We start from the raw sequence: 26,352 nt of genomic DNA, 5'->3' as shown, positions 1-26,352 counted from the left end.
ATGACTCCGCTCCCGATCGAGATCCACGCGGACATCGCCAAAGCGTCGACTTTGCCGGCCGACGTGTATCACGCACGCGAGTATTACGATCTGCAGAAGGACAGCGTGTTCGCGCGGACCTGGCAGGCGGTGCCGGACGTAGCCGGCGCGCGCGCGCCCGGGCACGTGCTCCCGTTCAAGCTGCTCGAAGGATGCCTGGACGAGCCGCTGGTGTTCACGCGCGACGAGAGCGGCACCGCGCACTGCCTGTCGAACGTGTGCACGCATCGCGGCGCGTTGGTGGTGGAAGGCGAAGGCCACATGAAGACGCTGCGGTGCAGGTATCACGGGCGCAGGTTCGCGCTCGACGGCACCTTCACCGCGATGCCGGAGTTCGAGGGGGCGGAGGGATTTCCCTCGGCGGCCGACAACCTGCCGAGGCTGCCGCTCGGGGAATGGGGGCCGCTCGCGTTCACCGCGCTCGAGCCGGGGATGAGCTTCGACGACTGGATCAAGCCGGTGCGCGAGCGGACCGACTGGATGCCGCTCGATACGTTCACGCTGCACGCGCCGACGTCGCGGGATTACGTCATCGACGCGAACTGGGCGCTGTACGTCGACAACTACTCCGAAGAATTTCACATCCCGTACGTGCACGCGGGCCTGTCCGACCAGCTCGACTACGGCGCGTACCGCACGGAGCTGTTCGAGTACGGCAGCCTGCAGCTCGGCTTCGCGAAGCCCGGCGAGACGGTGTTCGAGCTGCCCGCCGGCCAGCCGGAGCACGGGCAATCGCTGGCGGCGCTGTACTTCTGGCTGTTCCCCAACCTGATGCTCAACTTCTATCCGTGGGGGCTGTCCGTGAACGTCGTGCAGCCACTCGGCCCCGCGCGCACGAAAGTCTCGTTCATCTCGTACGTGTGGCGGGAGGATCTGCGGGACAAGGGAGTAGGCGCCGGGCTCCACCTCGTGGAGATGGAAGACGAGGAGGTCGTCGAGTCCGTGCAGGCCGGCGTGCGCTCGCGGCTGTACGATCGCGGCCGGTACTCGCCGAAGCGCGAAACTGGAACTCATCATTTTCACAGGCTGCTCGCCCGCTTCATGAGCCAGGGCGCGCGGTAAACTTGACTTCATCCAATGAAAAACACGGCCCGTGTCCTACTCGTGATTCGCGGAGCGGCGGCGGCCGCGCTGCTCGCCGCGTGCTCGACGCCCGTCAACTCCGGCGTGATTGCGAGCCGCACGGGCGGCGCGGAGATCCTGTGGGACAGCTACGGCGTGCCCCACATCTTCGCGAGCGACCGCAACGCTCTGGCGCGCGCGCTCGGCTGGGCGCAGATGCGGAATCACGGCGATCTGCTGCTCCGGCTGTACGCGCAAGCGCGCGGGCGCGGAGCGGAGCTGCTCGGCGCGGATTATCTGGAAGCCGACCGGTGGACGTGGACGATGGGCATCCCCGGACGGTCGACCGAATGGCTCGCGGCGCAGTTACCGGAGATGCGCGCACACATATCCGCGTTCGTCGACGGGATCAATTCCTTTGCCCGGGCACATCCGGACATGGTGGGTGACTCGGTGCGAGCCGCGCTGCCGATCGTCGAGACAGACGTGATCGGCCACGTGCAGCGGACCTCGTTGGCGGCATTCATCGCCTCCCGGGATCAGGCCGACGAAGACACGCGGGCCTGGAAAGAGCGCGGGTCCAACGCGTGGGCCATCGCGCCATCACGCTCGGCGAGCGGCAACGCGATGCTGCTGGCCAACCCTCACCTGCCCTGGACCGATTTCTTCACTTGGATGGAAGCGCAGATCGTCATGCCGGGACTCGACCTGTATGGCGCGGCGCTGGTCGGCAGTCCGGTTCTGCAGATCGCCTTCAACGACCAACTGGGCTGGACGCACACCGTGAACACGCAGGACGGTAACGACCTGTACGAGCTGACCCTGGAGTCGGGCGGCTACAGGTGGGACGGTGGCGTCCGCGCGTTCGAGACCGAGAGGCAGCTGATACCGATTCGGGGCCCGACACCGCGCACCGATACTCTGCTGATCCGCCGATCGATTCACGGGCCCGTCGTCGCGGACAAGCCCGGCAAGGCCGTGGCGCTGCGCGTCGTCGGCCTCGACATGCCGCGGGTGCTGGAGCAGTGGTGGAACATGGGGAGCGCGAGAAATCTCGCCGAGTTCCAGGCGGCGATAAGGCCGAACCTGATCACGGGGCAGAACATCACCTACGCCGATCGCGACGGCCACATCATGTACTTCTACGGGGGAAACACCCCGGTGCGGACCGCGGGCACACGCGCGCACTGGGAGGGAATCGTCCCCGGCGTGACCTCCGCCAATCTCTGGACGACCGTGCACGGCTTCGACGACATGCCGAAAGTCGTGGATCCGCCGAGCGGATACGTGCAGAACGCGAACGATCCGCCGTGGTGGTCCACGTTCCCGGTCGCGCTCGACCCCGCGAGATTTCCCGCGTACCTGGCGACGAGAGCCATGTCGCTGCGCGCGCAGCGATCCGTCGCGATGCTCGAAGCGGATCCGAGCATCACCTACGACGAGCTGGTGGGATACAAGCACTCCACGAGAATGGAGCTAGCCGACAGAGCGCTCGATGACCTGCTGCCGCTGGCCGCGGCGAGTGGCAGCGCCGCCGTGCGGGAGGCCGCGTCCGTGCTCGAGCGATGGGACCGGAGTGCGGATGTGGACAGCAGGGGAGCGCTGCTGTTCGTCGAATGGTGGCGCGCGCTCGGGCAACGGACCGCCGCCGGCTCGAGCGTGTGGGCCCGCCGGTGGAGCGCGGACGCGCCGCGCGCGACGCCTGACGGACTGGCGGATCCCGCGGCCGCGGTCGCCGCTCTCGAGACGGCGGCGGCCACGGTAGCGCGGAGATTCGGCGCGATCGACGCGCGGTGGGGCGACGTGTACAGGATCCGTCGCGGCACGCTGGATCTGCCGTCGAACGGCGCGGCGGGAACGTACGGGGTGTTCCGCAACGTCGGATACGAAGCTGCGGGCCCAACCAGGTATCGCGCCGTCGGCGGCGACAGCTACGTAGCCGCGATCGAATTTTCCAATCCCGTTCGCGCGCGCTCGATCATCGCCGTCGGCAACGCCTCGCGTGCCGGCTCACCGCATCGCACCGATCAGCTCGCGCTCTTCTCGGCGAAGCAGCTCAAGCCGGTATGGCGCGCGCGCGCGGATGTTCTGGCGCACCTGGAGATGCGCGAGCAGTTCTGAGCATCGGAATGCGCGTCGCGCTGTAGAAGCTCGCATATTTGCACGATGCCCAGACCTTACGTTCTTGCCGAGGCGACGTGGAAGACCGTATCAGCCACGAAATTCGACTTGGCGATCCTGCCGTGGGGAGCCACGGAAGCGCACAACTACCACCTGCCGTACGGCACCGACGTGTACGAGTGCGACTACTTCGCGGCCGAGTCGGCGAAGCTCGCATCGGCGGATGGCGTGCGCGTGGTCGCGCTGCCGACGATCCCGTTCGGAGTGAACACCGGCCAGCTCGACATTCCGCTGTGCATCAACATGAATCCGAGCACACAGGCGCTGGTGCTGCGCGACGTCGTGAGCTCGCTCGACCAGCAGGGAATCCACAAGCTGCTGATCCTGAACGGGCACGGCGGCAACGACTTCAAGCAGATGATCCGCGAGCTGCAGCCCGCGACGCGTGTATTTCTGTGCGCGGTCAACTGGTGGCAGATAGTGGACGGCCGGGAGTACTTCGAGGACCTCGGCGATCACGGCGGCGAGCTCGAGACCAGCGTGATGCTGCACTGCCATCCGGAGCTGGTGCGTCCGCTCGCGGAAGCCGGCGAGGGCAAAGCGCGGCGGCCCAAGATCACGGCGATGCGGGAGGGTTGGGCCTGGTCGCCGCGGAAATGGACCCGGGTCACCGACGACACGGGCATCGGGAATCCGAAAGCGGCGACCGCCGACAAGGGCGAGCGCTACGCGAGCGCGGTCACGTCGAAACTTGCGGAACTACTGCAGGAGTTGGCCCGGGTTGATCCGAGTGATCTTTACTCATGACGTCCGGCTCCTCGTGCAGCAGGCCCACGCGGACACAGACGACGATCATCGCCAGCAGCGGAACCGCGACCAGGAGCCCCAAAAAGCCGAACACGATCGCCATCAACGCCTGAACCACGATCGTCAGCGCGGGCGCGAGATCGATTCCCTCCTTCATGAGGACGGGAATCAGGATGTGGTTCTCCAGGAACTGGATCAGGATGTAGGCGATCGTGACAAACAGCGCCTTTTCCGGTGAATCCACGAAGCCCATCGCGATCGCCGGGATCGCGCTGATGATCGGGCCGAGCGTCGGCACGAACTCGAGGAGTCCGGCGAGAATTCCGAGCGGTACGGCGGCGCGCACGTCGAGCGCGAGCAGGACTCCCGTGGTCACCACGCCGATCACGACCATCGCGATCAGCTGGGTCACGAGCCATTTGCGCAGCGTAGCGCCGATCGCGCCGAACACGACCGCCGCGCGCTCGCGGTTCCTTGGGGGCAGCAGGCGCAGCGCCCCGCGCTGATACAATCCCGGGTCGACGGCGACGTAGATCGTCACGAAAAGCACAAGAAGGATCGCAGCGACCACCGCGAGGGTCGAGCCGAGCACGGGAAGGAAATAGCGTCCGGCGCCGCTCAGCTGCGACATGATCCGGTCGCGCAGCCCTTGCGGATCCTCCGTCACCACCTGGACCGGCGCCGTCGGGGACTGGCCATTCGCGGTGGCCCGCGCGAGCGAATCGGCGTTGGGCACGCCCAGGAGGGTTGCCAGGACGCCGCCGCCCTGTCCCTCCACCCACCTCTCGAGCTTGTCGAGCGCCTCCGGCAGCTTCTGCCTGAGCTCGGTGGTCTGCTCCCGGACGGTCGGCCCTATCCACGTGCCGAACGCTCCGAGCAAGCCGATGAACGCGAGCACTATCAGCGGGGCGCCGATGGCGCGTGGGATCCGCAGCTTTTGCAGACGATCGGTGCCGGCGCTCACGGCGATCGCGAAGAGGACGCCGAGGAAGACGACGAGGACGATGTTGCGCGTCCGCCAGAACAGGTGCAGGACGACGTATAACGCACCCAACCCGACGACTATCCGCAGCGCGGTCTTGTCGCGCGTCGTGCCCAGGCCGTTCATGGGTGCCATTTTATAGTGATGGCCACCGTTGTGATAGCCGGGAATGAAGCGGGGCAAGCCGATGGGTGACGACGCAGGGCCGGCTCCCGATACGGGCGACATGCCCGCCGAGGAGTTCCGCCGGTACGGACACATGCTCGTGGAGCGAATCGCCCGTTATCTCGAAGACGTGGAGCGCTCGCCCGTGCTCAGCCGCGCGCGGCCGGGAGATATCCGCGCCGCGCTGCCGCGCTCGGCGCCGCGTACCGGCGAAGACATGGCGACGATCCTCGCCGACTTCGACGACAAGATCCTGCCGGGAATAACCCACTGGAATCACCCGGGCTTCATGGCGTACTTCGCCATCACCGGATCGGGTCCGGGGATTCTCGGCGAGCTGCTGACCGCCGCACTGAACGCGAACGGCATGTTGTGGCGGAGCAGTCCCGCGGTGACGGAGCTCGAGGAGGTGACGCTCGACTGGCTGCGGCAATTGCTGGGCTTGCCGGAGCCGCTGTTCGGCGAGATCACCGACACGGCGTCGTCGAGCACGCTGTACGCGCTCGCCGCCGCGCGCGAGTTCGCCGACATCGACATTCACCAGCGCGGAATCGGCGGCCAGCGGCTGCGCGTGTACTGCTCGACGGAAGCGCACTCGAGCGTGGACAAGGCGGTGATCACGCTCGGACTGGGCAGCGAGGGACTGCGGCACATCGCGGTGGACGAGCGGTTCCGGATGCGGGCGGACCTGCTGGAGGCCGCGATCGCGGAAGACAAAGCGGCCGGGATTCGTCCGCTCGCGGTGGTCGCGACCGCCGGCACGACCGGCACGACCTCGATCGATCCTGTTCCCGAGATCTCCGACGTGTGCGAGCGCGAAGGAATGTGGCTGCACGTGGACGCGTCGTACGCCGGCGTCGCCGCGATCGTCCCCGAGAAGCGGTATGTGCTCGCCGGTGTCGAGCGGGCGCATTCGCTGGTGGTGAACCCGCACAAATGGCTGTTCGTCCCGATCGACTGCTCCGTGCTGTACACGCGCGAGCCGGCCGCGCTCAAGGCGGCGTTCGCGCTGCCGCTCGAGATCCTGTACACGCCCGAGCCGGGCGTGACCAATCTCATGGATTACGGAATGTCGCTCGGGCGCCGGTTCCGGTCGCTCAAGCTGTGGTTCGTGCTCCGGTACTTCGGCGCCGACGGCATCATCGCGCGCCTGCGCGAGCACATGCGGCTGGCGCAGATCGTGGCGCGCTGGGCGGAAGAGTCCGATACGTTCGAGCTGTGCGCTCCGGTGGAGCTGTCCACGGTCGTGTTCCGGTACAACCCGCCGGGGCTCGCGCCGGCCGCCGCGGATGCGGCCAACGCGAAGCTGCTCAAGCTCGTAAATGAGAGCGGCGAGGTGTTTCTTTCAGGAACGAAGGTCAACGGCACGCAGGTTCTCCGCCTGGCCATTGGCAATCTCCGTACGACCGAGCGACACGTGCTCCGCGCGATGGAGCTTCTCGAACAAACGGCAAAGGGATTATGAGAATCGTCACTTCCTGCGCATTGGCGCTCTGCCTGGTCGCGGCCGACCGCGCCGAAGCGCAGCAGCGCGACAGAAATCTGGAGCGCGCAATGCGCGTGCTGCGGAGCACGCCGCTGGTGGACGGCCACAACGACCTGCCCTGGGCGATCCGGGAGCACGAGATGCGCCCGCGGGACGTGGAGGCGTACGACCTCCGGCTGCGCACTTCCGGCCACACCGATCTCGACCGCCTGCGGCGGGGGATGGTCGGCGGACAGTTCTGGTCGGTGTACGTTCCTGGAGAGGCGCGCGACTCGGGTTATGCCCGGCTGCAGCTGGAGCAGATCGACATCGCGCGGCGCGTGATCGCGAAATATCCCGACCGGTTCGCTCTCGCGCTGACCGCCGACGACGTTCGCCGCCAGTTCAGGCGCGGGCGGATCGGATCGATTATCGGCATGGAAGGCGGGCACGTGCTGGAGAATTCGCTCGGCGCGCTGCGAGCGTACTACGATCTCGGCGCGCGTTACCTGACGCTCACGCACAACGTGACGCTGGATTGGGCCGACGCCGCGACGGACACCGCGCGGCACGGAGGCCTGACGGGCTTCGGCGAGGAAGTGGTGCGCGAGATGAACAGGCTCGGCATGCTCGTTGATCTGTCGCACGCTTCACCGGCGACGATGAGCGACGCGTTGAACGTCTCCGAGGCGCCCGTCATCTTCTCGCATTCCTCCGCGCGCGCCCTCGCGAACGTTCCGCGAAACGTGCCCGACTCGATACTTCGCCGGCTGCCGGCGAACGGCGGAGTGGTGATGGTGACGTTCGTTCCCGGATTCATCTCGCAGGAGTTGATCGACCATGCGGCGGCGGGGCGGAGGCTTGGCCGCGACACGACGAGCGCCGAGTTCCGGGCGTGGCGCTCGACTCCGCGGCCGAAGGCGACGCTCGCGCAGGTGGCCGATCACATCGAGCACATCCGCCGCGTGGCCGGGATCGATCACGTCGGCATCGGCGGCGACTTCGACGGGATCAGCGAGGTCGTGGTGGGGCTGGAAGACGTGTCCACGTACCCGGCGCTGTTCGCCGAGCTGGCCCGCCGCGGGTGGAGCGACGGCGATCTGCGGAAGCTCGCCGGCGAGAACGTGCTGCGCGCGATGGCCGCGGCGGAGAACGTGGCGAGCCAGCTACGCTCGCGAAGACCGGCTTCTACCAAGACCATCGTGGATTTTTGACGTGCGGGCGCGCGTCGCCACGCACCGGAGCTCGGTCGCGCGCGCGCTGCTGTGCGCCGCGCTACTCGCGGCCGGCTGCGGAGAAACCGAAGAGCCGGTGAAGTGGGCCGCGTCGATCGACGGTCCGGACACGGTCGCGCCAGGTTCGGTAGTGCGCGTCACAGTCGAAGCGCGATCAGGCCGAGGCTGGTATTTCTATTCGGCGACTCAACCCGCGGGCGGACCGATCCCCGCGAGGATCTGGCTCGCGGACAGCACGATCTTCCGTCAGGCAGGGCCCCTCGGCAGCTCCGAGCCGTCGCGATCTTTCGACAGCGTCTTCGGGATCGATCTCGAGAAGTATCCCGGCAGAGCCTCGTTCACGTTGCCGGTTCGCGTGCCTCCGGAGGGGAGCTCCGGGCGCCAGGAGATCCGGGTAAGCGCGCTGTATCAGGCTTGTAACGACACCATCTGCCTGTCGCCGAAGACGGTGACGTTGGCGGTGCCCGTAGTGATCGATTCGCGCTGAGCGCGAGGTCAGGCCAGCCGCTGCCGGATCATCGAATCGAGCGCGGGGGGCCCGATGGGAAAGGTGAACGACTGCGAGTTGGATGGAGCCGCGGCTCTCCTGACGTAGTCCGGCTCGCGGGAGGCGCTGAACAGGATGAGCCGGGCGCCGAGCGTGTTCGCCGTATTCACGAGATCGCCGGTGCAGTCGCGGTGATCGCAGTCCACGATGACGACCCGCGGAAGAAGCCGCCGCATGGCCTCTTCAGATCTCTCGTCCGGCCCGGCGAAGACGACCGAATGGCCCGTCGTCTCGACGAGCAGCGCAAGCAGAGCCGAGATCAGCTCCTCGCGGGCGAAGATGAGAACGCAGACCGGGTCCGACATCTACACCTATTGAAGGACGGAACGGCGAAAGTCCTTGCAGGACCGCAATACGCAGGCCGCGAACCCGTGGAGGGGAAGCTTGCGCAATATGTTCCCCTCTGTATGTTGCCTACTCTCGCGCTGCAAACAGATGGCCACTCCCACCATTTCTCCGTTTTTCCTTGAGTTTTCTCGCCGATTTTTCCGATGAAGCGGCAGGCAAGGGCGGATTGGCCGCAGGGGGACTTTCCGGCGCGACTGTCGCCAGGCTGCGCTCGGTCCTCGGCAAGCACATCGAGCATCCCGATGAAGCCGACCCTGAGCTAGCTCTGGTTCTTCGCCAAGTCGTGACCGAAGCCCGGCACCGCCAGATACGGGCGGAGCAACTGGTCGTGAGCTTGAAGCACGTCTGGGATTCACTGCCGGAGGCCCGTCACGTGATCGACCGGGAGGCGCAGACGCTGGTGAAGCAGCGACTGATAACGCTGTGCATCAGGGCGTACTACGGGAGATAACGGGTCTTGGCTGTTAGTCCGTGGTCGTTCGTGGTTAATTGCTGGTTGCCAGGATTCGGCCCTCGCCGTCGCGGCACGCCAATCGCCAACACCTGGAGCTACTAGCCGACAACTAATAGCCAACAGCCACAAAGCGCTTCACGAGGCTCTCTCCTGCCCACCGTACTTCCTCCAAAAATCCGACGACATCTCCTCGCGGAGCTGATCGATCGTTTCCGCGGACGTCGCGCCGAGGAGCTGGTGGGGCCCATTCGGGGAGAAGTGCTTGGCGCGGACAGGCTGGCCGAGCGGGCGCGTCATGTCGCGCGCTCCCACCGGCTGGCTCCGCCGCAGAAGCGCCGGGGGCCGGAGCCGCTGCTCCAGCGGCTCGACGGCACGCGCGAGATCCTGGCGCGCGTCTACTCCGCGCTCAATGACGGCGCCGAGCGCGAGGTGGACATCAGTCCGGCGGGCGAATGGTTCCTGGACAACTTCTACATCATCCAGGAGCACATTCGCGAAGTAAGAACCAGTCTCCCCCGCGGTTACTACCAGGAGCTGCCGAAGCTCGCCGGCGGACCGCTGGCGGATCATCCGCGGGTGTACGAGGTAGCGACGGAGCTGATCGCCCACACCGAGGGCCACCTCGACCTCGAGAACATCACGCTGTTCGTGCGCGAGTACCAGCGTGTCGCGCCGCTGAAGCTCGGCGAGCTGTGGGCGATTCCGGCGATGCTGCGCCTCGGGCTCGTCGAGAATATCAGGCGAATGGCGCTGCGGCTGGAGGCGCGGCTGCGGGAGGTCGCCGTGGCGGATCTGTGGGCGATCCGGCTGCACACCGCCAACCAGCAGTCGGACCAGGCGCTGTCCACCGCGCTGAAGGAGTTCGTCGATCACCATCCCAAGCTGACACCGACGTTCGTCGCCCGGTTCCTCCAGCAGCTGCGCGGATACCAGTCGAACTTCACGCCGCTCGTGTGGCTCGAGCAGTGGATCGCGGAAGACGGACCGACTACGGAAGAAGCGGTGACGCGATCGAACCGCCGCGTGGCGCTGACGCAGATCACGGTCGTGAACTGCATCATGAGCCTGCGGGCGATCAGCCGGCTCGATTGGAAGTCGTTCGTGGAATCGCAGAGCGCCATGGAGCGCGTGCTGCGGCGGGATCCGGGCGGCGACTACGCGTGGATGGCGTTCGGCTCCCGGGACCAGTACCGGCACATCATCGAAGGGATCGCCAAGCGATCGAGCCAGTTTGAGGAAGACGTGGCCCGATTGGCTGTCGAGATGGCGAGCACGGGCGAAGGACGCGAGCGGCACGTCGGCTTCTACCTGGTCGACGAGGGACGGCTCCGGCTGGAAGCGCGGACGGGTTACATGCCGTCGTGGCGGGAGCGACTGCACCGGCTCGTGCTGCGGCATCCGAACGCGACGTACTTCGGCGGGATAACGATCGCGACGCTCGGCTTCCTTGCCCTGCTGTGGAAGCTCATCGATCCACTGAGTACGGCGCAGCAGGCGGTGCTGCTTCTGCTCTCGGCGATACCGCTGAACGAAGTGGCGATCAACCTCGTGAACCAGCTGGTGACCTACCTGCTTCCGCCGCGAACGATTCCGCGCATGGAGTACAGGGAGACGGGCATTCCGGAAGAATGCCGGACCGTGGTCGTGGTCCCGACGCTTTTCGGAAACGTCGGGGCCGTGCGGGAGGCGCTGGAGCACGTGGAGGTGCAGTTTCTCGCGAACCGCGATCCGCTCCTCCACTTCGCCATACTCAGCGATTTCACGGACGCGCCGACGGAGCATCGGGAGGGCGACGACGAGATAGTCGAGACCGCGGCCACTGGCATTCGGGAGCTGAACTCGAAGTACGCTGCGGCGGGCCGCATCGGCGACGCGTTCTATCTCTTCCATCGGCAGCGTCTGTGGAACCCGAAGCAGGGCGTGTGGATGGGCTGGGAGCGCAAGCGCGGCAAGCTCTCGCAGCTCAACAAATTCCTCCGCGGGGGAGCGCTGGACGCGTTTTCCGTCATGGTCGGCGATACGGCGCCGCTGCAGGACGCGCGCTACGTGATCACGCTCGATAGCGATACCGTGCTGCCGCGGGACGCGGCGCAGATGCTGGTGGGAACGATGGCGCATCCGCTGAACCGGGCGGTGTACGACCGGCGCTACGGCCGCGTGCTGAGCGGGTACGGGATCATGCAGCCGCGCATCGGCGTCTCGCTGACGAGCGCGCATCGCTCCCGGTTCGCCGCGATTCACTCCGGGCATCCGGGCGTGGATCCCTACACCACCGCCGTCTCGGACGTGTATCAGGACCTGTACGCCGAGGGCAGCTTCGCGGGGAAGGGTATCTACGACATCGAGGCGTTCGAGCACGCGACGGAGGGTCGGTTCCCCGAGAACCGGCTGCTGAGCCACGATCTCATCGAAGGGACCTACAGTCGCGCGGCGCTCGTCACGGACATTCAGCTGTACGACGACTATCCGACGCGGTACCTGGCGTTCACGCGGCGGAAGCACCGGTGGATCCGGGGCGACTGGCAAATCTCCGGCTGGCTGCGGGACACCGTGCCCGGCCCGAACGGGCCGATGCGCAACCGTCTCTCCACGATCTCGCGCTGGAAGATCTTCGACAACCTGCGGCGCAGCGTGGTGGAGCTGGCGCAGCTGCTGATGCTCGTGGGCGGGTGGCTCTGGCTCGACATCAACGCGGTTCTCTGGACGGTGATCACCGTCGCGACCATCGCGATGCCGTGGGTCATCTCGGTTCTGCTCGCGGCGTTGCGGCCGCCGGCCGATCAGTCGTGGACGGCGTACTACGCGGCGATCTGGCGCGACTGGATCGTGAGCGTGCAGCAGATCGTGCTCGCGGTGGTCTTCCTTCCCCACCAGGCCGTGATATCCGCCGACGCGATCATTCGCACGCTGATCCGGCTCGCCGTCACGAAGAGGAATCTCCTCGAGTGGCAGACCGCGTCGCAGGTGGAGCGGACGATGGGCGGCGGCCAGCGGGAAGTGTGGCGGAAGATGTGGCCGGTTCCCGCACTGGGCCTGACCCTCGCGGCGGCGCTGGTGATCGGGCCATGGCTGTTCCTTGCCGACGCGGGCGGAGCGCACGCGATCGGCTCGATGATCGACATACCGACATTCATCGTGGCCCTGACGACGCTCGGACTCTGGACGATATCCCCGGCCATCGCCAGCGCGCTGAGCGCGCCGGCGATTCCGCGCGAAGTTCATCTGACGGAAGGGGAGCGCCAGGCCGCATTCAGATACGCGCGGCTGCACTGGCACTTCTTCGAGCGCTTCGTCTCGGAGGAGACGCACGGACTGGCGCCGGACAACTTTCAGGAAGACCCGACGCCCGTGGTCGCGATGCGCACGTCGCCGACGAACATCGGCCTGCAGCTGCTGAGCACCGTCTCCGCGGCGGACCTGGGATTCATTGGCCGGGACGAGATGCTCGACCAGATCGAGCGCGTGTTCCGCGCGCTGGAGCGCATGCGCCGCTTCCGCGGCCATTTCTTCAACTGGTACGAGCTGTCGGAGCTGCGGGTACTGGAGCCCGCGTACATCTCGACGGTCGACAGCGGCAACTTCGCGGGCCACCTGATCGCCCTGAAGCAGGCTTGCCTCGGCATCGTCGAGAAGGGCAAGCCGTTCCCGGACCAGGAGAGGCGGCTGCTCGCCATCGCCAATCGCGCGAACGACTACGCGCTGGAGATGGACTTCACGTTCCTCTTCGACGAGAGACGGAAGCTCTTCTCCATCGGCTACCGGCAGAGCAGCGACACGCTCGACAACTCCTTCTACGACCTGCTCGCCTCGGAGGCGCGGCTCGCTTCGTTCATGGCGATCGCGAAGGACGATGTGGATCCCGAGCACTGGTTCCGGCTCGGGCGGTCGCTCTCAACGGGGGCGGGGACGCAGACGCTGCTGTCGTGGAGCGGGAGCATGTTCGAATACCTGATGCCGGTCCTCGTCATGCAGTCGTTCCCGTTCACGCTGCTGGACCAGACGTACCGCGGGGCGGTGCGGCGGCACATCGCGTACGGCGCCGAGCGCGGCGTGCCGTGGGGGATGTCGGAGTCCGGCTACAACGCGCGGGACCGCAACCAGACGTACCAGTACCGCGGCTTCGGAGTCCCGGAACTCGCGCTCAAGCGCGGGCTGCGCAACGACCTCGTGGTTGCGCCGTACGCCACGATGCTGGCGATGCTGGTCGAGCCGCACCAGGCGATCCGCAACCTGTCGTCGCTCGAAGCCGACGGCGCGCTCGGCCCCTACGGATTCCGCGAGGCCATCGACTACACGCGTCCGCTGGTCGGGACCAAGCGCGCCGTCGTGGGCGCTTACTTCACGCACCACGTGGGCATGAGCGTGGTCGCGCTGACCAACGCGCTCAAGCGGCAGCTGTGGCAGCGCCGCTTCCATTCGGACCCGCTGGTGCGCTCCGCGGAGCTGATGCTGCACGAGCGGATTCCGCGCCGGCTCACCGCGCAGAATCCGCCGAGCGACGAGACGGTCAGCCTGCGCGCGCCGCGCGAGACCGAGAAGCCGGCCGCGCGCGAGATCGACACGCCCAACACATCGCAGCCGCGCATCGCAATCCTCGGCAACCCGCCGTACACGATTCTCGTCACCAACGCCGGTGGGGGATACAGCCGGTATGGCAATGCGGCCGTCACGCGCTGGCGCGCCGACGGCACGCGCGACTCGTATGGCCATTGGTGCTACCTGAAGGACCTGGGCACCGGGCGCGTGTGGTCCACGTCGTACCAGCCGACCTGCGTCGCGCCGTCGAGCTACAGCGTGGTGTTCTCGGCGGATCGCGTGTCGTTCTCGCGCCGCGACGACGACGTCGAGACGTACACGGAAATCGCGGTCGTCTCGGAGGACGCGGCGGAAGTGCGGCGCGTCACCGTCATCAACAGGTCGTCGGCGGCGAAGGAGATCGAGCTGACGAGCTACGGCGAGATCGTGCTGGCGCCGCAGGCCAACGACCGCGCGCATCCGGCGTTCGGCAACCTGTTCGTCGAGACCGAGTGGCTGGAGAAGAACAGCGCCATCCTCGCGAGCCGCCGGCCGCGCTCCAACGAGGACCAGCCGATCTGGTGCGCGCACGTCGTGGCGGTAGGGCCCGATACGGTGGGCGAAGTCACGTACGAGACCGACCGCGCCCGCTTCATCGGCCGCGGAAGGTCCCGCCGCTTCCCGGCCGCCATGGAGCCGGAGGGCGAGCTGACCGGAACGGTGGGCGCGGTGCTGGACCCGATATTCGCGCTGCGGGTGCGCGTGCGGATTCCGGCGGGGAGGTCGGCGCGGGTGTCGTTCACCACGCTTGCCGCCGAGGACCGCCAGCGCGCGTTGCAGCTCGCGGACCTGTATCACGATTCGTACAGCGCGCGCCGGGCGCTGGACCTGTCGTGGGCCCAGGCGCAGGCGGAGCTGCGCGATCTCGGGATCGGTCCGGCGGACGCGGCGCTGTACCAGCAGCTCGCGGGACACCTGCTGTTCCCGCACCCGGCCCTGCGCGTGACCGAGCAGAAGCCGCGCGCCGTGTCGTATCCGCAGGAGACGCTGTGGCCGCAGGGGATTTCCGGCGACTGGCCGATCCTGCTCGCGACCATCGACACCGTTGGAGGAATGCCGAGCGTGCGGCAGCTGCTGAACGCGCACCATTACTGGCGGCTGAAGGGCGTCACGTCCGACCTGGTCATCATCAACAACTTGCCGGCGAGCTATCTGCAGCATCTGCAGGAAGAGCTCATGACGACGGTGATGGCGTCGAGCGAGGCCGCGCTCCTCGACCGGCCCGGCGGTGTCTACATCCGGCGCGGCGACCTGTTGAAGCCGGACGAGATGACGCTGCTCCGCAGCCTCGCGCGCATCCACGTGGAATGCGACGGACTCGGTCTCGGGAACTTTCTCGAGTTCACCGACGTGGAGCCGGAGTATCCGGCCCCGCTGGCGTTACCCGCCCCGCGCCGGGCGCTGGCCGTCGCCCCGCCGCGGAAGTCGGAGACGGCGATCTCCGAGGGCAAAGGCCTGACGCTGTTCAATGGACTCGGCGGGTTCGGAGCGGGCGGGGAATACGAGATCCGGCTCACCGGAGACCATCTCCCGCCCGCGCCATGGGCGAACATCGTCGCCAACGAGGTGGGCGGATTCTGCGTGAGCGAAGCGGGCTCGGGATTCACCTGGGCGGAGAACAGCTACTTCTACCGCCTCACGCCCTGGCACAACGATCCCGTTCGCGATCCGTCGACGGACTGCATCTACCTGCGCGACGAGGAAACGGGCGAAGTGTGGTGCCCGACACCGTCGCCGATACGCGATGCCTCCCCGTACACCGTGCGGCACGGGGCCGGCTGGTCCACGTTCGAGCACGAGCACAACGGAGTCCACACTTTCCTGCGACTTGGGCTGGCGCCGGCGGAAGCCGTGCGGATCAGCACGCTCGTCCTGCGCAACAACCGCGACATCGCGCGACGCCTGACCCTGACGCAATACTCGGAGTGGGTGCTCGGGGTCACGCGCGATCAGGCGCAGCATCACGTGATCACGAAGTTCGACGACTCGGTGTCCGCCGTGCTCGCGCACAACTCGTACGATTCGTACTTCTCCCGCTACGTCGCCTTCGCGGCGATGAGCGAGCCGCTCACGGCGTTCACTTCGGACCGCCGGGAATTTCTGGGCAGAAACGGGAGCACCAGCAACCCGCGCGCGCTCGAGCGCGGCGGGCTCACGCGGAGGACCGGACCGTCCGTGGATCCGTGCGCCGCGCTGCAGACGGAGCTGACCCTCGAGCCGGGAGAGTCGCGCGAGGTGGTTTTCCTCCTCGGCGCGGCGGCCGGAGAGGCGGGCGCGCGTGAGGCGGTCAAGCGCCACCGCCGGCCGGAGGACGCGGCGTCGGCCATCGAGCGCACGAACGCCGAGTGGAAGGAAAGGCTCTCGGTCATCACGGTCGCGACTCCGGACGAGGAGTTCGACCTGCTGTTCAACGGCTGGCTGCTGTATCAGGCCGTGTCGTGCCGCATGCTGGGCCGCTCGGCCGTGTACCAGTCGAGCGGAGCGTACGGCTTCCGCGACCAGCTGCAGGACGCTACGGCACTGCTGTACGCGGAGCCGGAGATGGCGCGCGAGCAGATCGTGCGCGCGGCGGGGCGGCAGTTCCTGGAGGGAGACGTGCAGCATTGGTGGCATCCGCAGACCGGACGCGGGGTGCGAACGCGGTTCTCGGACGACTTGGTGTGGCTGCCGTACGTGGTGGACCGGTACATCACGGTCACCGGTGACGAGAGCGTCCTCGATGACGAAGTGCCGTTCCTGTCGATGCGGGAGCTCAATCCCGACGAGGACGAAGTCTACGAGCTGCCGGAGACGACCGACGAGCACGCGTCCGTGTACGAACACTGCCTGCGCGCGCTGAAGCGGGCGTGCACCAAGGGCGAGCACGGCCTGCCGCTCATCGGCAGCGGGGACTGGAACGACGGCATGAACCGCGTCGGAATCGAGGGCCGCGGCGAGAGCGTCTGGCTCGCGTGGTTCCTGGTCGCGACGCTGCGGCCGTTCGCGGAAATCTGCGAGCGCCGCGGTGACGCCAAGGCGGCGGCCGGGCTGCGCGCGACGGCCGACGCGTACGTGCAGGCGGTGGAGCGGCACGCGTGGGACGGGGAGTGGTACCGGCGCGCGTACTTCGACGACGGGTCGCCGCTGGGATCGAAGGAAAGCGACGAAGCCAAGATCGATTCGATCGCGCAGAGCTGGAGCGTGATCTCGGGCGCGGCGAAGCCGGAGCGCGCGAAGCAGGCGATGCAGTCGCTGTACGAGCGGCTCGTGGACAGGGAGGCGCGACTGGTGCTGCTGCTCACGCCGCCGTTCGATCAGACGACGCACAACCCGGGGTACATTCGCGGCTACGTGCCGGGCGTCCGGGAGAACGGAGCGCAGTACACGCACGCGGCGCTGTGGGCCGTTCTGGCGACCGCGCTGCAGGGGGACGGGGATCGGGCGTACGAGCTGTACCAGATGATCAATCCGATCACGCACGCGAGGGACGCGGACGGGATCGATCGTTACAAGGTCGAGCCGTACGTGGTCGCCGCGGACGTGTACAGCGCGAAGGCGCACAGCGGGCGCGGCGGTTGGACCTGGTACACGGGATCCGCCGGCTGGATGTACCGCGTCGCGCTGGAAGCGATCCTCGGCTTCACCAAGCGGGGAGATACGCTCCGCATCGACCCGCGCATTCCGGCGAGCTGGGGGCGGTTCTCCATCACATACCGGTTCGGCGCGAGCACGTACGAGATCGACGTGGCGAGGAACGGCGACGGGAACGACGCCGGGGTCTCAGTCGATGGCGTCCCCGCGGAAGACGGCGTGATTCAGCTGCGCGACGACGGCACGAGCCACAGCGTCCGCGTCACTCTTTCGCCGAGTCCTTCGACACTGGCTCCAGCGGCGCTATAGCCGGACCGTTGAGAACCTTGCCGTACGGGTCGAACCTCGACCCGTGGCAGGGGCAGTCCCACGTCTTCTCGCCCGAGTTCCAGTCCACGATGCAGTAGAGGTGCGTGCAGACCGCGGAGCACATGTGCACCGCGCCGCCGTCGTCGCGATACACCGCGATCTTCTTTCCGCCCGCGCGCAGCACCGCGCCCGAGCCGGCCGGCACCGATTCGACCTTCTCCACATCCCCGCCGGTTAACCAGTCCGCGTACTGCACCATCACGTTCACGTTTTCCCTGGTGAATCTGGGCGCGGTTCTGAGAGTGATGCGCGACGGGTCGTACAGCTTCTTCCACGGATTCTTGCGCTTCAGCACGAGATCGGTGAGCAGGATCCCGGCGATCGCGCCGTGCGTTATGCCGTTGCCGGAATCGCCGGTCGCCACGTAGATGTTGCGATCGGTCCCCGGATTCCTGCCGATGAACGCCAGGTGGTCCACCGGCTCGATTATCTGACCGGACCAGCGGTACGCGACGTGGGCCGCCATGGGGAAGCGCTCGCTCACCCACTGCTCGAGGTGGCGGAACCGCTCAACCGCGTCGTCCTTCTGCCCCGTCTTGTGGTCTTCTCCGCCGACGATAAGGATGTCGCTCGCGTCCGGGTCGGCCGCGCGGTCGGCCCGGTGGATCCGGATGTAATGGTACGGCCGCGGCGTGTCCCAGAGCAGCACGGCGGGGACCGAATCGCGCGGGACCTCCATGCCGATGACGTACGTTCTATACGCGGCCTGCTTGGTATGGATGATGACCCAATCGTTGACCGGGGTGTTGGTGGCGACCACGATGCTGTCGGCGGAGATGACGTGCCCATCGCTCGTCTTCACCGTCGCCGGCTCGCCGTCCTCGATGCGCTCGGCGTGCGTGCCGCAGTAGATCTGCCCGCCGTCGCGCACGATCGCGCGCGCCAGGCCCGCGAGAAACTTCAGCGAGTGAAACTGCGCCTGGCGCGGGAAGCGCAGCGCCGGCCCGGTGTCCCAGAAATCGATGGGCGCGCGCTCCACCAGCTCGACGTCTATCAGCCTGGCGGCGTGCGCCGCGCGCCGCTCGTCCTCGAGCAGGTCCCTGGTGTGTCCCTCTCCGAGGAACAGGTAGCCGTCGAGCCGCTCGAAATCGCAGTCGATGTCCTCCATGCCGACGATCGCTTCGATGCGGTTGATGGCGGCGGTGTGGCTTTCCGCCGCGTATCGCGCGCCATCAGCTCCGTGCACCTTCTCGATCACGTGATAGTGATCGTCCAGCGCGGCGGTTATGTGCGCCGTGGTGCGTCCGGTCTCGCCGCCGCCGATCGGCCCGTCGTCAATGACGATGACGCTTCTGCCCGCGCGCGTGAGCATGTACGCGGTCATCATGCCGGCCATTCCCGCGCCGACCACGCAAACCGACGCGCGCGCGTCGGAAGCGAGCGGCGGAAACTGCGGCACGTCCGCGGTATCCATCCAGACGGAGACGGTGGAGCCGGAGGACTTCATAAGTGATTGGTGACTAGTGACTGGTGACTGGTGACTGGTGACTGGTGACTGGTGACTAACCACCAATCACTAAGCACTAATCACCGCCCCTAATGGCATTGGACGTGCCAGACGCGGTGGCTAGATCTCGCGCAGCACCGCCCGGACGGGCGCGGCGTCCATTCCCATGACCTTGAGCGGAAAAGCGAGGAGCTCGTAATCGCCGGCACGCACCCGTCGAAGGTCGAGGTTCTCGAGGAGACAGGCGTTCCCGGAGAAGAGCATGTGATGGACGGGAAGCGATTTGCTCTCTCTCTCGTCGACTGAAGGGCAATCCACTCCTACGAGGCGCGCGCCGTGGCCGAGCAGCGCGCGAGCGCATTCTTCCGACAGCGTCGGCCACTCCTCCGGGAAATGCCCGGTCGCGATCGTGCGTTCGGTCTTGAGCAGCACGCGCGGCGAGCGGCCGATCCGCTCGGCGAGGTCTCCCGGCATGCTCGCGGCGAGCAGAGCGAGCGTGATCGGGCCGTCGGACCGGGTGACGTCGACCACGATCGCGCGGCCGCAAAAAGCGTCGAGCGGCAGCTCGTGCGAGCCCGGCCAGCCGTCGCGCACGTGCAGCGGGGCGTCCGCGTGGGTGCCCACGTGGGGGCTCGACCGCATCACCGACACGTTGACGCTGTCGCCGCCGGAGATCGTCGTGCTCCACTCGGACGCGAAAGCGCTGTCGCCGGGCCATTCCGGCGTGTCGCGATTTACGGTGACGCTTATGTCGTAAAGGCGCGGCTCCCGTGTCACGCGCCGGTTGCGGCGAGATCCCTGGCGGCGGCCACGATCTTGTCCACCGTGAAGCCGAGCTCCTCGTACAGCTTCGCGTACGGCGCCGACGCGCCGAAGCGCTCGAGGCCGAGTATCACCCCGGTGTCGCCCACCCAGCGGTACCACGACATCGGATGCGCCGCCTCGACGGCGATCCGCGGCACGCCCTCGGGAAAGACGCGGGCGCGATAGCCCGCGTCCTCCGCCGCGAACAGCTCGTGGCTCGGCATGCTGACCGCCCGCGCCCGAACTCCCTCCGACTCCAGCCGCGCTTGCGCTTCGATCACCAGCGCGACCTCGGATCCGCTGGCCACCAGCACGACTTGCGGCTCGCCGCCGGGCGCGTCCCTCAGGACGTACGCTCCGTGAGAGAGCAGCCGCGCGTCGGCGTACTTGTCGCGGTCGATGAACCCGAGCTTCTGCCTGGTGAGAACCAGCGCGACGGGGCCGGCCGTGTGCTTGATCGCCGCGCGCCAGGCTTCCGCGGTCTCGCTCGCGTCCGCGGGACGGATCAGGGTGAAATACGGAATCGCGCGCAGGGTCGAGAGCTGCTCGACCGGTTGATGCGTCGGGCCGTCCTCGCCGAGCCCGATGGAATCGTGCGTGAAGACGTAGATCGTCGGCTGCCGCATCATCGCCGCGAGCCGCAGCGCGGGCCGCATGTAATCGGAGAAAATCAGGAACGTCGCCCCGTACGGGCGCACTCCGCCATGCAGCGCCATCCCGTTCATCACCGCGCCCATGCCGTGCTCGCGAATCCCGAAGTGGAAGTTGCGTCCGCCCGGGTTCGTCGCGGAGATGCTGCTCTCCTGCTTGATGATCGTGTTGGTGGAGCTGGCGAGATCGGCGGAGCCGCCGATCAGCTCCGGAATCCTTGCCGCGATGGCGTTGAGCACGACGCCCGACGCCGCGCGGCTCGCGACGTTGCCGTCCTTGGCGGTGAATACGGGAATCGCTTCTTCCCAGCCGTCCGGCAGCTCACCCGCGAGCCGGCGGTCGAGCTCCGCTGATTCTGCCGGATGCGCCCTGGCGAAGCCCATCCGCCGGTGATCCCATCCCCTGCGCATCGCGGTGGCGCGCTCGCCCGCTCTGCGCCAGTGCGCGAGGGCATCCGGATCCACGTGGAACGGCTCGAGCGACGGGTAGCCGAGATTGCGCTTGGTGAGCTCGATCTCCTTCTCCCCCAGCGGCGCCCCGTGCGCCTCCGCGGTATCGTGCTTGTTCGGGCTGCCGTACCCGATGTGCGTGCGGCAGATGATGAGCGACGGTCGTTGCGTCTCCGCCTTCGCTTCCTCGATCGCGTTGTCCAGCTCGTCCAGATCGTTGACATCCGCGACGCGCTGCACGTGCCAGCCGTACGCATCGAAGCGCTGAAACGCGTCGTCGCTGTAAGTGAGATCGGTAGCGCCTTCGATCGTGATGTGATTGTCGTCGTAGAAGCCGATCAGCTTGCCGAGCCGCAGATGGCCGGAGTACGACGCAGCCTCATGGGAGATGCCCTCCATGAGATCGCCGTCGCTCGCGATGAACCAGGTGTAGTGATCGATGATGCCGTGCTCGTCCCGATTGAACGTCGCCGCCAGATGCGCTTCGGCGATGGCCATCCCGACGGCGTTGCCGAACCCCTGTCCCAGCGGACCGGTAGTCGTCTCCACGCCCGGCGTGTAGCCCAGCTCGGGATGGCCGGGTGTCGCGCTCTCCCATTGGCGGAACTGCTTGATGTCGTCGAGCGAGACGTCGTAGCCGGTGAGGTACAGGACGCTGTACAGCAGCATCGATGCGTGCCCGGCCGACAACACGAACCGGTCGCGATCGGGCCAGAGCGGGTCGCGGGGATCGTAGCGCATGTGCCGGGTCCACAACGTGTACGCCAGCGGCGCCAGCGCCATCGGTGTTCCGGGATGTCCCGAGTCGGCCTTCTGCACCGCGTCCATGGAGAGCACGCGAACGGCGTTGATCGCCAGCTGCTCGAGCTCGGCGGACGTGGATGGGTGTGCCGGAGCGATATCTGTCATCGTGGGAATGGACTTCGAATGAAGCGGCTAACGCTGGACGATTCGAGCGAGCCAATCTCTGCAGTCAAAGATGTCTGATCGGACGAGCCCGTGCGATGCCTGTTGCCGCTTCAGCTCCACCGCCGCGCCCGCGTCGCGGAAGATCCCGGCCAGCCGCGCCGCATGCGCGGCCGGCACGATTGGATCCATGACCCCAGCGGACACGAGCACCGCGGTGCCCGAGAGGTCCGGCGGCGGCGCGGGCTCCAGAACCACCATGGCACGGAGCAGGGCGGCGGCGTGGATCCGCCCCGGATGGAGGAGCATCGTGACGGCCGCGATGTTGGCGCCGTTGGAGTAGCCGACGGCGACGATCCTGGCGTCCTCGAAGCCGTATTCCGCGCGGGCGCACTCGATGAAAGTCGCGAGCTCGCCCGCGCGAAGCCGGACGTCATCCAGATCGAAGACGCCCTCCGCGAGGCGGCGGAAAAACCGGGGCGCGCCGTTCTCGAGAACCTTGCCGCGCGGGCTCAGCAGGGCGGAGTCGGGCGACAGCTCGTATCCCAGGTCTAGCAGGTCGTCTTCGTTGCCGCCGGTGCCGTGGAGCAACAGCAGCACGGTATCGCGCGACCCGGACGGGGACGGGACGAACCGGTGGGTGAATCCGCAGCGCTCGCTCACCCCGCGGGCCCCGGGAGCTTGAGCGGCAGCCGCACGTCCGGGAGCAGCGCCTCGATCTCGAAGCGGCGATCCTCGAGCCACGGCGGCAGTTTGAGCGCGAGACCCAAAGTCTCCAGCGGCTCATCGAGCGTGAAGCCCGGGCCGTCGGTGGCGATCTCGAACAGCACCCCCCCGGGCTCGCGAAAATACACCGAGCGGAAGTACTGCCGGTCGAGCTGCGGCGTGACGTTCGAGCCGAGCGCGGCGAGTGTCCCGCGAAGGGCGATCTGCTCGGCGTCGTCGCGCGCGCGGAACGCCACGTGGTGCACCGCGCCGGCGCCCATCACTCCGCTCCAGAGACCGGGCACCACGCGCACATCCACTATCGTCGCCGGGCCATCGCCCCGCGCCACGAAGCGGTAGATGCTCCCCTGCTCGCGCGTCAGGCGGAAGCCCAGGGAGTCGATGAGGAGGCGGCTAGTCAGCTCGTGCCCTTCCTCCCACAGGGTTACTGCGTGGATCCCGCGAATCGAGTGCTCGGGCTCGACCTGCCCGCCGCTCCACGGATTGCGGCCCTCGGCCGAGGGGTGGGCAACGAGCTCGAGCAGCAGACCGTCGGGGTCCTTGAGGGCGATGACGCGCTCGTCGTCGAAGCGCGTCTTCGGCTGCTCGTACTGCACGTGATACCGGATGAGGCGCTCGATCCAGTATCCCAGCGAGCGCGGGTGAATCGCGAAGGAGGTCACGGCGACCTGCCCCGCTCCGGGTCGCCCGCGCTTCGCGTCCGGCCAGGCGAAGAAGGTGATGAGCGAGCCGGGGCTTCCCGACTCGTCGCCGAAATAGAAATGGTACGTGGTGGGATCGTCGAAGTTGACGGTACGCTTGACGAGACGCAGCCCCAGCACGCCCGCGTAGAAATCGAGGTTGCGCTGCTGATCGCCCGTGATCGCCGTTACGTGGTGAATTCCGACGGTCGCGAACGTCATTCCGGCTTCGCCGGTTCCCTCTCGTCGGAGCTGGTGCGCGGCTCTCCGCCCTCGCCGCCGTAACTCGGCTTGTGCTCCCGCTCGCGGTCTTCCGCCGGGTTCCCCTGGTTGGGACGGCCCGAGCGCTGGCCCTGGTCCTCTGTCCGCTCTTCGTCCGTTTTGGACGGAGCCTGTTCACTTCGCTTATCAGGCGCCATGTTAGGCCCTCAATTAGTGTTGCCCTGACTGGTGGCAACACACATGCCGAGCGCTATGTCGAGAGAGCAGGGCAAGGAGTCCGGCAGGAACCGCAGCTTATCCGATCCCGCGACGCTGAGGCAGTTCGCGTCGCAGCTCGGCGAGGGCATCTACATATCGACGCCGAGCGGCGACATCCTCGACGCGAATCGCGCGTTCATCGACATCGTCGGCGTGGGCTCTCTCGAAGAGCTGAAGGCGGTCAAGACGCACGACCTGATGGACCCGGCGCGCCGGTCGGAGGAAGCGGCGCTGTACGAGAGCCGGGGCGCCGTCCAGAGCTTCGAGTTCGAGCTGAAGCGTCCCGACGGGGGAACCCGGTACGTGCGCGACACCAGCTACGTAGTGCGCGACGAGGAGACCGGCGAGCTCTTTTATCACGGCATTCTGGTGGACATCAGCGCGCAGAAGGCGCTGGAAGATCAATTGATCGAATTGAGCGTGCGCGATCCGCTCACGGGGTGCTACAACAGGCGGTATTTCACCGTGCTCGAGGACAAGCTGGAGTCGGACCCGTCTGTGCCATGGGGGTGCATCTACCTCGACATAGACGACTTCAAGGGGTACAACGACAAGCACGGCCACGCCGCCGGCGATGCGGCGCTCGTTGATCTGAGCCGGTTTCTGCTCCGGCAGCTGCGCGGAAACGACGTGGTGGTCCGCGTGGGGGGCGACGAGTTCGTGGCGATCCTGCACGGCGCCCTCGAGCAGCACGTGCTGCAAGTCGTGCAGCGGCTGCAGGCGTCGGCCGCGTCGGCCGACGTGGTACCGTTCTCGATGGGTTGGTGCTCGAGGCAGGACGGCGAGCGCCTGGCCGACACGGTCGATCGCGCGGACCAGCGGCTGATCTCGGTGAAGGTGCTGGATCGAAAGCGGGCCGAGCGGCGGAAGGCGGCATTGTAACTACAGCTAGCAGCTAGCAGCTAGCAGCTAACAACTCGTCGTCAGAGCTTGGTGACCGCCATCCCCATCGCGTGGTAGCCCTTGTCGACGTAGACCGTGGTGCCGGTGATTCCGCTGGCGAGCGGACTTGAGAGGAACGCCGCCGCGGCCGCCACCTCGGCCGCGGTGACTGGCTCGACCAGCGGCGAATTCTTGGCGCAGTAGTCGACCATCCTTTCGATTATGCCGATCGCGCTGGCGGCTCTCGACGCGAGCGGTCCGGCCGAGATCGTGTTCACCCGCAGCCCGAACTTGCGGCCGGCTTCGAAGGCGAGCGTGCGCGTGTCGCTCTCGAGCGCCGCTTTGGCCGACGACATTCCGCCGCCGTACCCGGGAACGACCCGCTCGCTCGCCAGATAGGTGAGCGAGAGAAACGATCCGTCGGGACGCATCATCGGGCCGAGTCTCGCGACCATCGCCGCGAGCGAGTAAGCGCTCACGCTGACCGCCGCGAGGTAGCCCGCGCGGCTGGTCTCGAGCAGCGGCTTCTTCACCTCCGGACCGTTGGCGAGCGAATGAATCACGATGTCCAGCGGCCGGTCTCCGAAATCGGCGCGCAGCTGCGTCGCGAGCCCGTCGATCGAAAAATCTCCCGCATCCTTGTAGCGCTTGCTGGCGAGGATGTCCTCGGGCGCGTCGGCGAGCGTATCGTACGCGGCGTCGAGCGGATAGATCTTCTCGAACTCGAGCATTCCTCCGCGCGCCAGCGCGCGGGACTCGTCCAGCCTCCCGCGATCGAGCAGCGCGGTGAAGATGCTGAGCGCGGGAGGCCAGGTCGCGACGCACACGCTGGCGCCCGCTTCGGCCAGGGCTTTCGCAATGGCAAAGCCGTAGCCTGCGTCGTCGGCGACTCCGGCGACTAGCGCGCGACGGTCGGTGAGGTCGATGGAGAGCATTGAAAACCAGTGACTAGTGACTAGTGGCTGGTGACTAGTCAACTACGAAGACCGTACAACTGCAAGAGCGCGAGCGGGAGCGAACTGGCCGGACTCCGCCGTAAATTCCGGCCTGTGCTGAACGGGATCTTCATTCTCGCCGAGCTGCACGGCGAAGCCGCGGAGCAGATCGCCGCGATAAATGCGCGCTTCGACAGGAAGCTCGCTGCGGCCAAGCCGCCGCATGTAACGATCGCAGGCTCCTCCGGGGTCGGGCCGATGCGGCCGTCGGTTACCGTGGAAGAGCTGGAGCGAAAGCTGCGGCCGGTGGCGGAAGCGACGGCGCCGCTGGATCTGGGCTTCGGCCATCCCGTGCGATTCATGCAGACCGACATCGTGGTTCTGCCGCTGAACCCGCACGGTAAGCTTCGGGAGCTGCACGATCGAATCGCCACGAGCGGCCTGCCGTTCGCGCGCGCACGGTTCTCCTTCACTCCGCACGTGACTTTGAGCCTGTACCCGCAGCTTGCCGCCGACGCCGTGCGCGAGCTGCTGTCGGTCCAGATCGAAGGAAGCTGTTTGATCGATACGCTGCAGTGCTATCACACGCGGGATCCTCAGCCCGCGCGCAAGCTGCTGGAGCTGACCTTGTCAGGGCCCGCGAGCTAGAACGA

19 protein-coding genes are annotated in these 26,352 nt (G+C 67.1%); 10 read left to right on the top strand and 9 right to left on the bottom strand.

Going from position 1 to position 26,352, the window contains the following annotated elements:
• From WEA80_06325 to WEA80_06315, 3 genes are read left to right on the top strand one after another with little or no spacing between them, the layout of a single operon-like run.
• Entirely contained in the window at window positions 1-1,101 is a 1,101-nt protein-coding gene (locus tag WEA80_06325; protein ID MEX1186187.1) for an aromatic ring-hydroxylating dioxygenase subunit alpha, read from the top strand.
• Window positions 1,102-1,116: 15 nt separating this feature from the next.
• Window positions 1,117-3,222, top strand: a complete 2,106-nt coding sequence (locus tag WEA80_06320) for an acylase (protein ID MEX1186186.1) — start codon at window positions 1,117-1,119, stop codon at window positions 3,220-3,222.
• 45 nt (window positions 3,223-3,267) lie between these two features.
• Window positions 3,268-4,029 (top strand): creatininase family protein, encoded by a 762-nt coding sequence (locus tag WEA80_06315; GenBank protein MEX1186185.1) that lies wholly within the window; start codon window positions 3,268-3,270, stop codon window positions 4,027-4,029.
• Here the strand turns inward: WEA80_06315 and WEA80_06310 are convergent.
• The gene (locus tag WEA80_06310) at window positions 3,962-5,137 is read right to left on the bottom strand and encodes an AI-2E family transporter (GenBank protein ID MEX1186184.1); all 1,176 of its coding nucleotides are present in this window, start codon (window positions 5,135-5,137) and stop codon (window positions 3,962-3,964) included. The genes WEA80_06315 and WEA80_06310 overlap by 68 nt on opposite strands.
• 61 nt (window positions 5,138-5,198) lie before the next feature.
• On the opposite strand from WEA80_06310, the gene WEA80_06305 reads away from it, so the two are divergent.
• The 3 genes from WEA80_06305 to WEA80_06295 are packed head-to-tail and all read left to right on the top strand — an operon-like array spanning window position 5,199 to window position 8,363.
• The gene (locus tag WEA80_06305) at window positions 5,199-6,641 is read left to right on the top strand and encodes a pyridoxal-dependent decarboxylase (GenBank protein MEX1186183.1); all 1,443 of its coding nucleotides are present in this window, start codon (window positions 5,199-5,201) and stop codon (window positions 6,639-6,641) included.
• A complete protein-coding gene (locus WEA80_06300; GenBank protein ID MEX1186182.1) occupies window positions 6,638-7,855 on the top strand; it encodes a dipeptidase in 1,218 nt (405 codons plus the stop codon). Before WEA80_06305 ends, WEA80_06300 begins: the two co-directional genes overlap by 4 nt.
• Before the next feature lies 1 nt (window position 7,856).
• Window positions 7,857-8,363, top strand: a complete 507-nt coding sequence (locus WEA80_06295) for a protein-disulfide reductase DsbD domain-containing protein (GenBank protein MEX1186181.1) — start codon at window positions 7,857-7,859, stop codon at window positions 8,361-8,363.
• A gap of 8 nt (window positions 8,364-8,371) precedes the next feature.
• On the opposite strand, the gene WEA80_06290 is transcribed toward WEA80_06295, so the two are convergent.
• On the bottom strand, window positions 8,372-8,728 hold the full coding sequence (locus WEA80_06290) for a hypothetical protein (protein ID MEX1186180.1): 357 nt from the start codon (window positions 8,726-8,728) through the stop codon (window positions 8,372-8,374).
• A 161-nt stretch (window positions 8,729-8,889) separates the two neighbouring features.
• Here WEA80_06290 and WEA80_06285 point away from each other — a divergent pair, with 161 nt between their 5' ends.
• Entirely contained in the window at window positions 8,890-9,222 is a 333-nt protein-coding gene (locus tag WEA80_06285; GenBank protein MEX1186179.1) for a hypothetical protein, read from the top strand.
• A gap of 240 nt (window positions 9,223-9,462) precedes the next feature.
• On the top strand, window positions 9,463-17,679 hold the full coding sequence (locus WEA80_06280; protein MEX1186178.1) for a glucoamylase family protein: 8,217 nt from the start codon (window positions 9,463-9,465) through the stop codon (window positions 17,677-17,679).
• Here the strand turns inward: WEA80_06280 and WEA80_06275 are convergent.
• The 6 genes from WEA80_06275 to WEA80_06250 all read right to left on the bottom strand — a co-directional run bounded on the left by WEA80_06275 (window position 17,633) and on the right by WEA80_06250 (window position 23,821).
• A complete protein-coding gene (locus WEA80_06275) occupies window positions 17,633-19,186 on the bottom strand; it encodes an FAD-dependent oxidoreductase (protein MEX1186177.1) in 1,554 nt (517 codons plus the stop codon). The two genes, WEA80_06280 and WEA80_06275, sit on opposite strands and share 47 nt — an antisense overlap.
• Before the next feature lie 120 nt (window positions 19,187-19,306).
• Window positions 19,307-19,963 carry a cyclase family protein gene (locus tag WEA80_06270; GenBank protein MEX1186176.1) on the bottom strand — a complete coding sequence of 219 codons (657 nt, stop codon included), beginning with the start codon at window positions 19,961-19,963 and terminating at the stop codon, window positions 19,307-19,309.
• Window positions 19,960-21,999: a transketolase gene (gene tkt / locus WEA80_06265; GenBank protein MEX1186175.1), complete on the bottom strand. Its 2,040-nt coding sequence runs from the start codon at window positions 21,997-21,999 to the stop codon at window positions 19,960-19,962. The genes WEA80_06270 and tkt overlap by 4 nt, the downstream gene beginning before the upstream one ends.
• 27 nt (window positions 22,000-22,026) lie before the next feature.
• On the bottom strand, window positions 22,027-22,659 hold the full coding sequence (locus WEA80_06260; protein MEX1186174.1) for an alpha/beta hydrolase: 633 nt from the start codon (window positions 22,657-22,659) through the stop codon (window positions 22,027-22,029).
• Window positions 22,656-23,624 (bottom strand): ring-cleaving dioxygenase, encoded by a 969-nt coding sequence (locus tag WEA80_06255; protein MEX1186173.1) that lies wholly within the window; start codon window positions 23,622-23,624, stop codon window positions 22,656-22,658. The genes WEA80_06260 and WEA80_06255 overlap by 4 nt, the downstream gene beginning before the upstream one ends.
• Entirely contained in the window at window positions 23,621-23,821 is a 201-nt protein-coding gene (locus tag WEA80_06250; GenBank protein ID MEX1186172.1) for a hypothetical protein, read from the bottom strand. The genes WEA80_06255 and WEA80_06250 overlap by 4 nt, the downstream gene beginning before the upstream one ends.
• Before the next feature lie 55 nt (window positions 23,822-23,876).
• Here WEA80_06250 and WEA80_06245 point away from each other — a divergent pair, with 55 nt between their 5' ends.
• Window positions 23,877-24,764 carry a sensor domain-containing diguanylate cyclase gene (locus tag WEA80_06245; GenBank protein ID MEX1186171.1) on the top strand — a complete coding sequence of 296 codons (888 nt, stop codon included), beginning with the start codon at window positions 23,877-23,879 and terminating at the stop codon, window positions 24,762-24,764.
• Window positions 24,765-24,805: 41 nt separating this feature from the next.
• Here the strand turns inward: WEA80_06245 and WEA80_06240 are convergent, their stop codons facing one another.
• The gene (locus WEA80_06240; protein MEX1186170.1) at window positions 24,806-25,699 is read right to left on the bottom strand and encodes an enoyl-[acyl-carrier-protein] reductase; all 894 of its coding nucleotides are present in this window, start codon (window positions 25,697-25,699) and stop codon (window positions 24,806-24,808) included.
• 114 nt (window positions 25,700-25,813) lie between these two features.
• Between WEA80_06240 and WEA80_06235 the strand changes: the two genes are divergently transcribed.
• Window positions 25,814-26,347, top strand: a complete 534-nt coding sequence (locus WEA80_06235; protein MEX1186169.1) for a 2'-5' RNA ligase family protein — start codon at window positions 25,814-25,816, stop codon at window positions 26,345-26,347.
• Window positions 26,348-26,352: the final 5 nt, after the last annotated feature.

The organism is Gemmatimonadaceae bacterium (genome assembly GCA_040882285.1).
In the GTDB taxonomy this organism is placed as follows: domain Bacteria; phylum Gemmatimonadota; class Gemmatimonadetes; order Gemmatimonadales; family Gemmatimonadaceae; genus JACDCY01.
Note: the sequence above shows the minus strand (reverse complement) of the source record. Positions and strands in the feature narration are given on the sequence as shown.

Coding starts and splice junctions, on each gene's coding strand:
- WEA80_06325 (MEX1186187.1), top strand. CDS start 1: ATGACTCCGCTCCCGATCGAGATCCACGCGGACATCGCCAAAGCGTCG.
- WEA80_06320 (MEX1186186.1), top strand. CDS start 1,117: ATGAAAAACACGGCCCGTGTCCTACTCGTGATTCGCGGAGCGGCGGCG.
- WEA80_06315 (MEX1186185.1), top strand. CDS start 3,268: ATGCCCAGACCTTACGTTCTTGCCGAGGCGACGTGGAAGACCGTATCA.
- WEA80_06310 (MEX1186184.1), bottom strand. CDS start 5,137: ATGAACGGCCTGGGCACGACGCGCGACAAGACCGCGCTGCGGATAGTC.
- WEA80_06305 (MEX1186183.1), top strand. CDS start 5,199: ATGGGTGACGACGCAGGGCCGGCTCCCGATACGGGCGACATGCCCGCC.
- WEA80_06300 (MEX1186182.1), top strand. CDS start 6,638: ATGAGAATCGTCACTTCCTGCGCATTGGCGCTCTGCCTGGTCGCGGCC.
- WEA80_06290 (MEX1186180.1), bottom strand. CDS start 8,728: ATGTCGGACCCGGTCTGCGTTCTCATCTTCGCCCGCGAGGAGCTGATC.
- WEA80_06275 (MEX1186177.1), bottom strand. CDS start 19,186: ATGAAGTCCTCCGGCTCCACCGTCTCCGTCTGGATGGATACCGCGGAC.
- tkt (MEX1186175.1), bottom strand. CDS start 21,999: ATGACAGATATCGCTCCGGCACACCCATCCACGTCCGCCGAGCTCGAG.
- WEA80_06255 (MEX1186173.1), bottom strand. CDS start 23,624: ATGACGTTCGCGACCGTCGGAATTCACCACGTAACGGCGATCACGGGC.
- WEA80_06250 (MEX1186172.1), bottom strand. CDS start 23,821: ATGGCGCCTGATAAGCGAAGTGAACAGGCTCCGTCCAAAACGGACGAA.
- WEA80_06245 (MEX1186171.1), top strand. CDS start 23,877: ATGTCGAGAGAGCAGGGCAAGGAGTCCGGCAGGAACCGCAGCTTATCC.
- WEA80_06240 (MEX1186170.1), bottom strand. CDS start 25,699: ATGCTCTCCATCGACCTCACCGACCGTCGCGCGCTAGTCGCCGGAGTC.